The sequence below is a fragment of the Streptomyces sp. NPDC089915 genome (assembly GCF_040684675.1).
GTDB lineage: Bacteria > Actinomycetota > Actinomycetes > Streptomycetales > Streptomycetaceae > Streptomyces.
Genome location: NZ_JBFBGN010000177.1, coordinates 1 through 12236 on the forward strand (window position 1 = coordinate 1; position 12236 = coordinate 12236).

Here is a 12236-nt window from a genome sequence, read left to right on the forward strand (position 1 = left end):
GATGTTCATCACCGGCCCCGACGTCGTCCGCGCCGTCACCGGTGAGGAGATCACCCAGAACGGCCTCGGCGGCGCCGACGTGCACGCCGAGACCTGTCCTCGACGAGCCGGCCGAGCTGGGCGCTGGTGTAGACGGCCTCCACCTCGTCCTTCGGCTCCACCTTGAAGAGCCGCAGGACCAGCGCGGCGCAGGCGCCCAGGGCGGTGGTGACCGGCCCGCAGAGGCGGGCGAAGGCCACCAGGCCGGGGCTGAACCACAGGGAGGTCTTCTCGGGGGCGGCCATGGCGAGGTTCTTGGGGACCATCTCTCCGATCACCAGGTGCAGGAAGACCACCGCGGCCAGCGCGAACGCGTAGCCCAGCGGGTGGACCAGCCCCTCGGGCACGTGGACGGCCTCGAAGACGGGCTCCAGCAGCCGGGCCACGGTGGGTTCGGCGACCGCGCCGAGGGTGAGCGAGCACAGGGTGATGCCGAACTGGGCGGCCGCCATCATGCGCGGCAGGTTCTCCAGGCCGTACAGCACCTGGCGGGCCCGCTTGGAGCCGGCCGCCAGGGGCTCGATCTGGCTGCGGCGGACGGAGACGAGCGCGAACTCGGCGCCGACGAAGAAACCGTTGGCCAGGACCAGGAGCAGGGCGAAGAGGAGCTGCAGGGCGTTCATCGGGCGGCGCCTTCCAGCTGCTGCTCACCACGCTGCCGCCCGGCGGTGCGGGCGGGCTGCGGGACGGCCTCGGCGGCGGTGGGAGGTGCGGCCGTCAGGCGGACCAGCCGGACCCGCTCGGCGCGGTTGCGGCGGACCTGGCGGACGGACAGCTTCCAGCCGGGCAGCTCGACCCGGTCCCCGGGGGCGGGGATCCGGCCCAGGAGGTCGGCGACGAGGCCGGCGACGGTCTCGTACGGGCCCTCGGGCACCTCCAGGCCTATGCGGCGCAGGGTGTGCACGCGGCAGCTGCCGTCGGCCTCCCAGGAGGGCCGGCCGTCCTCGGCGGGGACGGCGGCCAGCTCGGGACTGTCGGCCTCGGCTAGGTCGTGCTCGTCGCGGACCTCGCCGACGAGTTCCTCCACGATGTCCTCCAGGGTGACGACGCCGGCGGTGCCGCCGTACTCGTCGACGACCACGGCCATCGGCTGTTCGCTGCGCAGCCGCTCCAGCAGCGGCTGCACCGGCAGGGAGCCGGGCACCAGCAGCGGGGCGACGCAGATCCGGCCGACGGTGGTGCGGGCGCGTTCGGACTCGCGCACGGCGAGGGCGTCCTTGAGGTGGACGACCCCGGTGATCTCGTCGATGCGCTCGCGGTAGACCGGGAACCGGGACAGGCCCGTGGCGCGGGTCAGGTTCAGCACGTCGGCCGCGGTGGCCGAGTCCTGGAGGGCGCTGACCTTCACCCGGGGGGTCATGACGTGCTGGGCGGTGAGCTCGCCCAGCGACAGGGTCCGTACGAAGAGGTCGGCGGTGTCCTGTTCGAGGGCGCCGGCCTGGGCCGAATGGCGGACCAGGGAGACCAGTTCGCCGGGGGTGCGGGCGGAGGCCATCTCCTCGGCGGGCTCGACGCCGAGCGCCCGCACGAGGCGGTTCGCGACGGAGTTGAGACCGGCGATGACGGGCCGCAGGGCCCGGGAGAAGGCCTGCTGCGGGCCGGCCACGAACCTCGCCACCTGGAGCGGCTTGGAGACCGCCCAGTTCTTCGGGACGAGCTCGCCGACGACCATCTGGACGGCGGAGGCGAGCAGCATGCCGATGAGGACGGCGGCGCCGGGGACGGCTCCCTCGGGCAGGCCCGTCGCGGCGAGCGGCTTCGACAGCAGCGCGGCCAGGGCGGGTTCGGCGAGCATGCCGACCACGAGGGAGGTGATGGTGATGCCGAGCTGGGTGCCGGAGAGCTGGAAGGACAGCTCCCGCAGGGCTTCGACCACCGTGCGGGCACGGCGGTCACCGTCGGCTGCGGCCCGTTCGGCCTCGGGCTTCTCCACCGTGACGAGGCCGAACTCGGCCGCCACGAAGAAACCGTTGGCGAGGATCAGGGCGAATGCCGCCACGAGCAGGAGTAGCGGGATGGTCATGCCGCCGCCTCCACGGGGAGGGCGGCGCGGGTACTACCGGACGATCCGTCCATTGCTGGAGGGAGTCACTCCTCTGGTCGCAGGTGCCCACGGGCCACGGGGTCCCGGGGCGGGTGGGTGGGCGCTGTGGTGCGCCGCCCCACCAGGGTAGTCATTGAGATCGCCGCCGCAATGGGACGCGGTGCCGCGTCCGGCGGGCTCAGCGGGCGGTGCCGCCCGTTCCACGGATCTCGGCGAGGGCGCGCAGGGCGCGGGCGTCGCCGATGGCGCGGGCCTTGGCGATGCCCGGCTGGATGCCCAGGGCGGGCAGGCTGGTGCCGTCGCTCAGGTCGAGGAACACCCACGGGTCGCCGGGGCGGAGGTTGACGCGCAGGATCTGCGCCCACTCCAGGCGGCGGGTGTTGGTGAGGTTGACGACGGTGACCCCGGCCTCGTCCGCGACCACCTTGGGGCGGCTGAGCAGGACGAGGACGGAGCCCAGCAGGACGGCGGTGACGACGAAGCTGACCCGCTCGCCGGGGCTGAGGGTCTCCAGCAGCAGGGCGATCGCCGTGATGGTGGCGAACATGACGGAGCCGACGCCCAGCAGCACCGCACGGGTACGGTTCGGCCGGAAGGTGACCGGCAGTTCGGGCAGTGCGGGCTCGGCGGCGGACTCGCTCATGGTGCGGTGGGGCCTTCTGGGGAGGGCGTACGGGAGGCGGCGGACGGCCCGGCCGGGTCGGGTGACCGGGCCGGGGCCGGACGGCCTAGAGGCGGCAGGCGTGGATCGAGGTGGTGAGGATCGCGCGCGCGCCGAGCTCGTACAGGTCATCCATGATCCGCTGGGCCTCCTTGGCGGGGACCATGGCGCGGACCGCGACCCAGCCCTCGTTGTGGAGCGGGGAGATCGTGGGCGACTCCAGGCCCGGGGTGAGGGCGACCGCGCGCTCCAGGTGCTCGGCGCGGCAGTCGTAGTCCATCATCACGTAGCTGCGGGCCACCAGGACGCCCTGGAGGCGGCGCAGGAACTGCGCGGCCTTCGGGTCGTCGGCGTCGGCGCCGGTGCGGCGGATGACGGTCGCCTCGGACTTGAGGATCGGCTCGCCGATGACCTCCAGGCCGGCGTTGCGCAGGCTGGTGCCGGTCTCGACGACGTCGGCGATGACCTGGGCCACGCCGAGCTCGATGGCGGTCTCGACGGCGCCGTCCAGGTGGACGACGGCCGCGTCGATGCCCAGGTCGGCGAGGTGCTTGGCGACGATGCCCTCGTAGGAGGTGGCGATCGTCATGCCGCCGAAGTCCTCGGGGCCCTTCGCCGTGCCGGGCTTGGTGGCGTAGCGGAAGGTGGAGCGGCCGAAGTTCAGCGGCAGGATCTCCTCGGCGTTGGCCCCGGAGTCCAGCAGCAGGTCGCGGCCGGTGATGCCGATGTCGAGCTTGCCCGACGCGACGTAGATCGCGATGTCCTTCGGGCGGAGGTAGAAGAACTCGACCTCGTTGTCGGGGTCGACCGTGACGAGTTCCTTGGACTCCTTGCGCTGGCGGTAGCCGGCCTCATGGAGCATTGCCGACGCCGGTCCGGAGAGCGAACCCTTGTTGGGGACGGCGATGCGCAGCATGGGGCTTCCTTCGTGCGTAGGTGCGTAAGGGGGGTGTGGGCGGGGGGCCCGCGGTGAAGAGCTCCGGCCTAGAGGTGGGAGTAGACGTCGTCGAGGGAGATCCCGCGCGCCACCATCATCACCTGGACGTGGTAGAGCAGCTGGGAGATCTCCTCGGCGGCGGCGTCCGCGCCCTCGTACTCGGCGGCCATCCAGACCTCGGCGGCCTCCTCGACGATCTTCTTGCCGATGGCATGGACGCCCTTGCCGACGAGCTCGGCGGTGCGGGAGGTGCTGGGGTCGCCGTCGGCGGCCTTGAGCTGGAGCTCGCTGAAGAGCTCTTCGAAGGTCTTGTTCGCCATGATGCCCTTAGGGTACGGGTTCACCCGGGCCCCCCGGTGCCCGGGTTCACTCCGTGGACTACCGCCAGGGTTCGCTGACGGTCCGCAGGGTCATGGCGGTGGAGACGGCGGCGGTGACCGCTTCGTGCCCCTTGTCCTCGTTCGAGCCCTCCAGGCCGGCGCGGTCCAGCGCCTGCTCGTCGTTGTCGCAGGTCAGGACGCCGAAGCCGACGGGGACGCCGGTGTCGATCGAGACCTGCACCAGGCCCTGGGTGACGCCCTGGCACACGTAGTCGAAGTGCGGGGTGCCGCCGCGGATGACCACGCCGAGGGCGACGATCGCGTCGTAGCCGCGGCCCGCGAGGACCTTGGCCACGACCGGGAGCTCGAAGCTGCCCGGGACGCGCAGCAGGGTGGGCTCGTCGATGCCCAGCTCGTGCAGGGCCCGCAGGGCGCCGTCCACCAGGCCGTCCATGACCTTCTCGTGCCACTGGGCCGCGATCACGGCCACCCGGAGGTCGCCGCAGTTCTTCACGCTCAGTACGGGTGCGCCCTTGCCGCTCACAGCTCTGCTCCTCGGGGGGTTCCGGTTCGTACCGGGGTTGACGGGTGGGGGGGTGGGTGGTGCGGGGTTACTGGTTTCCGCAGGCGGAGGTGGGCACGGCCCCCTCCAGCCAGGGGAGGTCGTGGCCCATGCGGTCCCGCTTGGTGCGCAGGTACCGCAGGTTGTGCTCGCCGGCCCCGACGGGCATGGCCTCCCGGCCGGCGACGGAGATGCCGTGGTCCTCCAGGGCGGCCGCCTTGTCGGGGTTGTTGGTCAGCAGCCGGACGGTGCGCACGCCCAGGTCGGCGAGGATCTGGGCGCCGGCGCCGTAGTCGCGGGCGTCGGCCGGCAGGCCCAGTTCCAGGTTGGCGTCCAGGGTGTCGCGGCCGCGCTCCTGGAGCTCGTAGGCGCGCATCTTGGACAGCAGTCCGATGCCGCGGCCCTCGTGCCCGCGCAGGTAGACGATGACCCCGCGGCCCTCGGCCTGGACCCGGGCCATGGCGGCCTGGAGCTGGGGGCCGCAGTCGCAGCGCTGGGACTGGAAGATGTCGCCGGTCAGGCACTCGGAGTGCATGCGGACGAGGACGTCGTCGCCGGCGCCGATCTCGCCGCGGACGAGGGCGACGTGCTCGACGCCGTCGACGGTGGAGCGGTAGCCGTACGCGGTGAACTCGCCGGCGGCGGTCGGCAGGCTGACCTCGGCCTCGCGGCGGACGGTGGGCTCGGCGGAGCGGCGGTAGGCGATCAGGTCCTCGATGGAGATGATCGTCAGTCCGTGCTTGCGGGCGAAGGGGATCAGCTCGGGCAGCCGCAGCATGACCCCGTCCTCGCCGGCGATCTCCACGATGGCGCCGGCCGGGCGCAGGCCCGCGAGGCGGGCGAGGTCGACGGCGGCCTCGGTGTGGCCGTTGCGGACCAGGACGCCGCCGGGCTTGGCGCGCAGCGGGAAGACGTGGCCGGGGCGGACGAAGTCGCCGGGCTCGGAGGTGCCGTTGGCCAGCAGGCGCAGGGTGGTGGCGCGGTCGGCGGCGGAGATGCCGGTGGTGACGCCGTGGGCGGCGCTCGCGTCGACGGAGACGGTGAAGGCGGTCTTCATCGACTCGGTGTTGTCGCGGACCATCTGCGGGAGCTCCAGGCGCTCCAGCTCGGGGCCCTCCATCGGCGCGCAGATCAGGCCCCGGCACTCGCTCATCATGAACGCGATGATCTCGGGGGTGGCCTTCTCGGCGGCGATGACGAGGTCGCCCTCGTTCTCGCGGTCCTCGTCGTCGACGACGACCACGGGGCGGCCGGCGGCGATGTCGCGGATGGCCTGCTCGACGGGGTCGAGGCGGAAGGACTCCTCGGCGCCGGCGTCGGCCGGGTCGGGCACGGGCTTGAGGACGGGGATCATGCCGTTGCTCCTTCGAGGGCCGGGGCGGGGGTGGTGCGCGAGCGCTGGTACCAGTCGTAGGCACCCCAGAGCACGAGGGCTCCGTAGATCACGTAGACGAAGGCGGAGAAGGCGTAGCCGCTGGTGAAGGCGAGGGGGACGCCGACGGCGTCGACGAGCAGCCAGGCGAACCAGAACTCGACCAGGCCCTTGGCCTGGGCGTACATGGCGACGATGGTGCCGACGAAGATGTAGGCGTCCGGCAGCGGGTTCCAGGACATCCACGGGTAGAGGGTGAACAGCCCGGTGACGGCCAGGGTCCCGACGGCCGCGGCGCCCAGCAGCAGTCCGCGTTCGCGCCAGGAGGCGAAGCGGACGGCGAGGGAGGCGTCCTGGGCCTGCCGCTTGCCGCGGGTCCACTGGGCCCAGCCCCACAGGGCGACCAGCATGACGACGACCTGCTTGCCGGCGTTGCCGGAGAGGTGGCCGGCGGCGAAGGCGACGAAGAGGATGGCTCCGGAGAGGAACTGGGTCGGCCAGGTCCATATGGAGCGCTTCCAGCCGAGGGCGAGGGCGATCAGGCCCATGGTGTTGCCGATGGCGTCGGACCAGATGATCTTCTGGCCGAAGGCGGTGAAGGCCTCGGAGTTCAGCCAGGTCAGGGCGCTCACTTCCGTCCCTCCTCGGCCTGCAGCGGGTTCACGCCGGCGGCGAGCAGGCGCTCGACGTACTTGGCGAGGACGTCCACCTCGAGGTTGACCGGGTCGCCGGGCTGCTTGATGCCCAGGGTGGTCAGCGCGAGGGTGGTGGGGATGAGGCTGATGGTGAAGTAGTCGGCGGCGGCCTCGACGACGGTGAGGCTGACGCCGTCGACCGTGATGGAGCCCTTCTCCACGACGTACCGGGCGAGGTGGCCCGGGAGCGCGATCTTGACGAGTTCCCAGTGCTCGGAGGGGCTGCGGGAGAGGATCTCACCGGTGCCGTCGACGTGGCCCTGGACCAGGTGCCCGCCGAGCCGGCCACCGAGGGCCATGGGGCGTTCCAGGTTGACCCGGGAGCCCTCGCCCAGGGCGCCGAGGCTGGAGCGGTTGAGGGTCTCCTGCATGACGTCGGCGGTGAACTCGCCGTCGGCGGTCTCCACGACGGTCAGGCAGACGCCGTTGACGGCGATCGAGTCGCCGTGCTTGGCGCCCTCGGTGACGACCGGGCCGCGCAGGCGGAAGCGGGAGGCCTCGGCGAGCTGCTCGACGGCGGTGACCTCGCCCAGTTCTTCGACGATTCCGGTGAACACTCAGTGCTCCTTGGGGGCGTTGGTGGGGACGGCGGTGATGCGCAGATCGGTGCCGGTGCGCACGGCCTCGGTGATGTCGAGGCGTACGGCGTGGGCGATGTTCGTGATGCCGGCGCCGGCGAGGGCGGCGGGGCCGGAGCCGAGGAGGGCCGGGGCGATGTAGCCGATGACGCGGTCGACGGCTCCGGCTTCGAGGAAGGCTCCCGCGAGGGCGGGCCCGCCTTCGAGGAGGACGGAGCGCACGCCCCGGGCGTACAGCTCGGTGAGCAGGCGGGGGACGGGCACGCGGCCGTCCTGGAGGGGCAGCCGCAGGATGTCGGCGCCGGGCAGGTGGCGGGTGTCGGCGTCCTCGCCGGTGACGATCAGGGTGGGGGCCGCGTCGTCGAGGATGCGGGCCGTGGCGGGCAGTGCGGCGCGGGTGTCGAGGGCGACGCGCAGCGGCTGGACGGCTCCGTCGACGCCCCGTACGGCCAGGTGGGGGTCGTCGGCGCGCAGGGTGCCGCCGCCGACGAGGACGGCGTCGGCCTCGGCGCGCAGCCGGTGGACGTCGGCGCGGGACTCGGCGGAGGTGATCCAGCGGCTGCTGCCGTCCTCGGCGGCGCTGCGGCCGTCGAGGGTGGCGGCGTACTTCCAGGTCACGTGGGGGCGGCCCAGGCGGACGGAGGTCAGCCAGGCGGCGTTGCCCTGCTCGGCCTCCTCGGCGAGCAGGCCCGCCTCCGCGGGGACCCCGGCGGCGCGCAGGGTGGCTCCGCCACCGCTGGCCTGCGGGTTCGGGTCGGAGACGGCGTAGACCACGCGGGCGATCCCGGCGTCGATGAGCGCCTGCGCGCAGGGGCCCGTACGGCCGGTGTGGTTGCAGGGTTCGAGGGTGACGTAGGCGGTGGCGCCGCGGGCGGCCCCGCCGGCCTCGCGCAGGGCGTGGACCTCGGCGTGCGGGCCGCCGGCCCGCTGGTGCCAGCCCTCGCCGACGACGGCGCCCGAGGGGTCGGTGATGACGCAGCCGACGACGGGGTTGGGGCTGGTGGAGCCGAGTCCGCGGGAGGCCAGCTCGATGGCCCGGCGCATCGCGGTGACGCTCGGGTCGGGTGCTGCCTGCGCGGCGTGTGTCGCCACCGGGTCCTCCTGCCTCATCGGGCACGGACTCCGGGGCCTGTCGGGATACGACAGATGAAGCGGAACAGCACATACGGGGACGCCGGTGGCCGGAAAACACGGTCCGTCCGACACGTATCCCTGGGGATACGCCGATGGACCGCCGGCGGCGGCGTACCGATGACTGCCCGCCGCGCACTGCCTCCCATCCGGACTTTAACCGTCGGTCCAGGAATTTCACCTGGTCAACCGGCCGCTGGATGCGGACGGGTCGCGGACTATACCGCCGGTTCGGAATTACACCGACCCCGGAGTGCGCTGCTACTGGTACTAGGGCCAGTGTGCCACGGGGGATCGGCGGCCATGCGGGTGAACCGCTGTGGCCTGGCTCACAAGACCACCGTTCTCGAGCGTTCCTATTGCGCCAGCCGTGTCGTGAACGCGCCGGATCCGAGGTTGGTCCAGACCTATTGACGGGTTGGTCTAGTCCTCTTAACGTTCCCTTCATCTTCCCGGGAGCCGGCCTGCCGACGTGCGCACGTCACGGGCCAACCAGCGCCACCTCCATGCCTGTTGCCGCACCTTGGCCCTGCCATCCTCCCCTCCCCAGGAGGCACCATGCCGTCCCCCACACGTACGAGAGCGATGCTGCTGGCATCCGGCGCCGCGATCGCCGGCCTGCTGGTCGGCGGGCTCTCCGCGGGCGTCTCGCACGCCGCCGACAACGAGAGCTGTCGCCCCGACGGGCTGTACAAGACGCCCGGAGTGGACGTCCCCTACTGCTCCGTCTACGACTCCGAAGGCCGCGAGAAGATGGGCGCGGACCACCAGCGCCGCGTCATCGGCTACTTCACCGGCTGGCGCACGGGCAAGGACGGCACCCCCGCCTACCTGGCCAACAACGTCCCGTGGTCCAAGGTCACCCACCTGAACTACGCCTTCGCCCACGTCGGCTCCGACAACAAGATCTCGGTGGGCTCCGACGGCCCGAACAACGCCGCGACCGGGATGACCTGGCCGGGCGTGGCGGGCGCCGAGATGGACCCGGCCCTCCCCTACAAGGGCCACTTCAACCTGCTGAACAAATTCAAGAAGCAGTACCCGAACGTGAAGACGCTGATCTCGGTCGGCGGCTGGGCCGAGACCGGCGGCTACTTCGGCGACGACGGCAACCGCGTGGCCTCCGGCGGCTTCTACTCGATGGCCACCAACGCCGACGGCTCCGTCAACCAGGCGGGCATCGACACCTTCGCGGACTCCTCCGTCGAGTTCATCCGCAAGTACGGGTTCAACGGCGTCGACATCGACTACGAGTACCCCACGACGATGAAGGACGCGGGCAACCCGCTGGACTGGCAGCTGTCCAACGCCCGCCGGGCCGGTCTGGTCCAGGGCTACGCGGTGCTGATGAAGTCGCTGCGCGAGAAGCTCGACCGCGCGGGCGCCGCCGACGGCAAGCACTACCTGCTGTCCGTCGCCGCCCCCTCCTCCGGCTACCTGCTGCGGGGCATGGAGACGTTCCAGATGCAGAAGTACCTGGACTACGTCAACATCATGTCCTACGACCTGCACGGCGCCTGGAACGAGTACGTCGGCCCCAACGCCTCCCTCTTCGACGACGGCAAGGACGCCGAGCTGGCGGCCGCGGGCGTCTACTCCACCTCCCAGTACGGCGGCGTCGGCTACCTGAACACCGACTGGGCATACCACTACTTCCGAGGTTCGATGCCGTCGGGCCGGATCAACATCGGCCTGCCGTACTACACCCGCGGCTTCAAGAACGTGCAGGGCGGCACCGACGGCCTGTGGGGCAAGGCCGCGGCCACCAGCTGCCCGGCGGGCGCCGGTCTGACCAAGTGCGGTGACGGCGCGGTCGGCATCGACAACCTCTGGCACGACCTGGACGCCAACGGCGTCGAGTCCCCGGCGGGCTCGAACCCGATGTGGCACGCGAAGAACCTGGAGAAGGGCGTCGTCGGCGACTACGTCACCAAGTACGGCTTCCCCGCGAACACCACGCTGACCGGCACCTACGCCCGCAAGTACGACTCCACGCTGGTGGCGCCGTGGCTGTGGAACGCGCAGAAGAAGGTCTTCCTGTCGACGGAGGACGAGCAGTCCGTCGCCGCCAAGGCCGACTACGTCGTGGACAAGGGCATCGGCGGCACGATGGTCTGGGAGCTGGCGGGCGACTACGCGTACAACGCGGCCAAGGGCCAGTACGAGATGGGCGACACCCTCACCTCCCTGATGTACGACAAGTTCAAGGCGGCCTCCCCCTACGGGGCGAAGAAGGCCGGCGGCCAGCTGCCCGCCCAGGCCGTGGACATCAAGACGGAGTTCACCGAGTTCAAGCTGGGTGACTCCAACTACCCGATCACCCCGAAGCTGAAGATCACCAACAACACGAAGAGCACCCTGCCCGGCGGCACCGAGTTCCAGTTCGACTACGGCACCTCGGCCCCGGCCAACGCCTCGGACCAGTCCGGCTTCGGCACGAAGGTGATCGCCACCGGCCACTCCGGCCCCAACGTGGGCGGCCTGAAGGGCGACTTCCAGCGGGTCTCGCTCAAGCTCCCGGCCTGGCAGACGCTGGCCCCGGGCGCCTCGGTGGACCTGGCGTTCAACTACTACCTGCCGGTGTCCACCCCCTCCAACTGGACGGTGAACATCTCCGGCACCACGTACGCCCTCGCCGGCGACCTGGCGCGCGGCACCACGGTGACGGAGCCGGGCGGCAGCCAGCCCCCGACCACCCCGCCGACCACGCCTCCCACCACGCCGCCGACCACTCCCCCGACGACGCCGCCGACCACGCCGCCGGGCGGGACCTGCGCCAACCCGGCGTACGTGGCGGGCACGATCTACAACGGCGGGACCGTCGTCTCGCACAAGGGCCACAACTGGAAGGCCCAGTGGTGGACGCAGAACGAGGAGCCCGGCACCACCGGGCAGTGGGGCGTCTGGCAGGATCTCGGCGCCTGCTGACCCCGTCCGGGTGACGTGAGCGTGAGGACCCGGTGGCCCGGCGGCCACCGGGTCCTCGCACGTCTGCGGGGTTCTCCGCGCGCCGGTGTCACGTTCCGGGACTCCGGTCTGTCCCCTGGGGGACAGACACTCCCAGGGAAGGACACCCCCACCATGAGCACCATCCTCGTCACCGGCGGCACCGGGAACCTCGGGGCCCTCGTCGTCCGCACGCTGCGGGAGCAGGGCCGGGAGGTGCGGGCGCTGAGCCGGTCCTCCGCCGAGTACCCGGTCGACCTGCGCGACGGCGCTGGGCTGGACGCGGCCATGGCGGGCGTGCGGGTGGTCGTCCACTGCGCCAGCTCCCCGCGCGGGGGCGACGAGGTGGCCGCCGGGCACCTGATCGAGGCGGCCCGGCGCGCCGGGACCGTCACCAACCTCGTCTACATCTCGATCGTCGGGGTGGACGTGGTCCCGTTCGGCTACTACCGGACCAAGCTGCGGGTGGAGCGGATGCTGGAGGGGTCCGGGCTCGGGGTCACGATCCTGCGGACCACCCAGTTCCACACCCTGGTGGCCCAGGTCGCCGGCGCCGCGGCGCGGCTCCCGCTGCCGGTGGTGCCGCTGCCCAGGGGCGTACGGGTGCAGCCCATCGCCGTCGAGGAGGTCGCGGACCGGCTCGTGGAGCTGGCGGTACCGGAGGCGGCGGGGCGGGTGGCCGACATGGGCGGGCCGGAGGTCCGGACCCTGGAGGAGTGGGGTCGGGCGTACCTCGCGGCGGTGGGCAGCCGACGGCGGGTGGTGGGGGTGCCGATGGCGGGGCGGGCGTACGCGGGGTTCCGGCGGGGCGGGATCCTTGCCCCCGACCGTGCGGTCGGCCGCGTCACCTTCGGCGAGTTCCTGGCGCGGTAGCGGTAGCGGGGGGGGGCGGGTGCGGGAGAAAGGAAGAGCACACGTCAGAACACCAGTCAACGCACTGGTAAAGTCGTT

The 12236-nt window shown here is 72.0% G+C and carries 11 protein-coding genes, 2 pseudogenes and 1 riboswitch; of the genes and pseudogenes, 3 read left to right on the plus strand and 10 right to left on the minus strand.

Translation table 11 applies throughout. The annotated features are described in order from the left end of the window. Window positions 1–94, plus strand: a pseudogene (locus tag AB0O29_RS31530) (carboxyl transferase domain-containing protein); the annotation flags it as partial. A 1-nt stretch (window position 95) separates the two neighbouring features. Here the strand turns inward: AB0O29_RS31530 and AB0O29_RS31535 are convergent. The 10 genes and pseudogenes from AB0O29_RS31535 to ribD all read right to left on the minus strand — a co-directional run. Further along, window positions 96–662 (minus strand): annotated as a pseudogene (locus AB0O29_RS31535) (CNNM domain-containing protein); the annotation flags it as partial. Continuing rightward, on the minus strand, window positions 659–2062 hold the full coding sequence (locus AB0O29_RS31540) for a hemolysin family protein (RefSeq protein ID WP_365158479.1): 1404 nt from the start codon (window positions 2060–2062) through the stop codon (window positions 659–661). The gene AB0O29_RS31540 and the pseudogene AB0O29_RS31535, both read right to left, overlap by 4 nt. Window positions 2063–2261: 199 nt before the next feature. Continuing rightward, window positions 2262–2726, minus strand: a complete 465-nt coding sequence (locus tag AB0O29_RS31545; RefSeq protein WP_365158482.1) for a PH domain-containing protein — start codon at window positions 2724–2726, stop codon at window positions 2262–2264. An 85-nt stretch (window positions 2727–2811) separates the two neighbouring features. Further along, window positions 2812–3660, minus strand: coding sequence for an ATP phosphoribosyltransferase (hisG, locus tag AB0O29_RS31550; protein WP_365158485.1), 849 nt, complete (start codon window positions 3658–3660; stop codon window positions 2812–2814). 68 nt (window positions 3661–3728) lie between these two features. Next, a complete protein-coding gene (locus AB0O29_RS31555) occupies window positions 3729–4001 on the minus strand; it encodes a phosphoribosyl-ATP diphosphatase (protein WP_351888748.1) in 273 nt (90 codons plus the stop codon). 58 nt (window positions 4002–4059) lie between these two features. After that, a complete protein-coding gene (ribH, locus tag AB0O29_RS31560; protein ID WP_042817356.1) occupies window positions 4060–4545 on the minus strand; it encodes a 6,7-dimethyl-8-ribityllumazine synthase in 486 nt (161 codons plus the stop codon). A gap of 67 nt (window positions 4546–4612) precedes the next feature. After that, window positions 4613–5917: a bifunctional 3,4-dihydroxy-2-butanone-4-phosphate synthase/GTP cyclohydrolase II gene (locus AB0O29_RS31565; RefSeq protein WP_365158490.1), complete on the minus strand. Its 1305-nt coding sequence runs from the start codon at window positions 5915–5917 to the stop codon at window positions 4613–4615. Further along, window positions 5914–6567 (minus strand): nicotinamide mononucleotide transporter family protein, encoded by a 654-nt coding sequence (locus tag AB0O29_RS31570; RefSeq protein ID WP_365158493.1) that lies wholly within the window; start codon window positions 6565–6567, stop codon window positions 5914–5916. Before AB0O29_RS31570 ends, AB0O29_RS31565 begins: the two co-directional genes overlap by 4 nt. Further along, entirely contained in the window at window positions 6564–7187 is a 624-nt protein-coding gene (locus AB0O29_RS31575; RefSeq protein ID WP_365158496.1) for a riboflavin synthase, read from the minus strand. Before AB0O29_RS31575 ends, AB0O29_RS31570 begins: the two co-directional genes overlap by 4 nt. Beyond that, window positions 7188–8318: a bifunctional diaminohydroxyphosphoribosylaminopyrimidine deaminase/5-amino-6-(5-phosphoribosylamino)uracil reductase RibD gene (ribD, locus tag AB0O29_RS31580; protein WP_365158499.1), complete on the minus strand. Its 1131-nt coding sequence runs from the start codon at window positions 8316–8318 to the stop codon at window positions 7188–7190. 152 nt (window positions 8319–8470) lie between these two features. Continuing rightward, a riboswitch (FMN riboswitch) is annotated at window positions 8471–8600 on the minus strand. Window positions 8601–8897: 297 nt separating this feature from the next. Here ribD and AB0O29_RS31585 point away from each other — a divergent pair. Beyond that, on the plus strand, window positions 8898–11267 hold the full coding sequence (locus AB0O29_RS31585; RefSeq protein ID WP_365158502.1) for a chitinase C-terminal domain-containing protein: 2370 nt from the start codon (window positions 8898–8900) through the stop codon (window positions 11265–11267). Window positions 11268–11420: 153 nt separating this feature from the next. Next, the gene (locus tag AB0O29_RS31590) at window positions 11421–12158 is read left to right on the plus strand and encodes an NAD(P)H-binding protein (RefSeq protein WP_365158505.1); all 738 of its coding nucleotides are present in this window, start codon (window positions 11421–11423) and stop codon (window positions 12156–12158) included. Window positions 12159–12236 lie beyond the last annotated feature (78 nt).

Excerpts from the sequence above, each read along its gene's own strand:
- AB0O29_RS31565 (WP_365158490.1), bottom strand. The coding sequence starts at position 5,917 with ATGATCCCCGTCCTCAAGCCCGTGCCCGACCCGGCCGACGCCGGCGCC.
- AB0O29_RS31540 (WP_365158479.1), bottom strand. The coding sequence starts at position 2,062 with ATGACCATCCCGCTACTCCTGCTCGTGGCGGCATTCGCCCTGATCCTC.
- ribD (WP_365158499.1), bottom strand. The coding sequence starts at position 8,318 with ATGAGGCAGGAGGACCCGGTGGCGACACACGCCGCGCAGGCAGCACCC.
- AB0O29_RS31545 (WP_365158482.1), bottom strand. The coding sequence starts at position 2,726 with ATGAGCGAGTCCGCCGCCGAGCCCGCACTGCCCGAACTGCCGGTCACC.
- AB0O29_RS31590 (WP_365158505.1), top strand. The coding sequence starts at position 11,421 with ATGAGCACCATCCTCGTCACCGGCGGCACCGGGAACCTCGGGGCCCTC.
- AB0O29_RS31585 (WP_365158502.1), top strand. The coding sequence starts at position 8,898 with ATGCCGTCCCCCACACGTACGAGAGCGATGCTGCTGGCATCCGGCGCC.
- AB0O29_RS31555 (WP_351888748.1), bottom strand. The coding sequence starts at position 4,001 with ATGGCGAACAAGACCTTCGAAGAGCTCTTCAGCGAGCTCCAGCTCAAG.
- hisG (WP_365158485.1), bottom strand. The coding sequence starts at position 3,660 with ATGCTGCGCATCGCCGTCCCCAACAAGGGTTCGCTCTCCGGACCGGCG.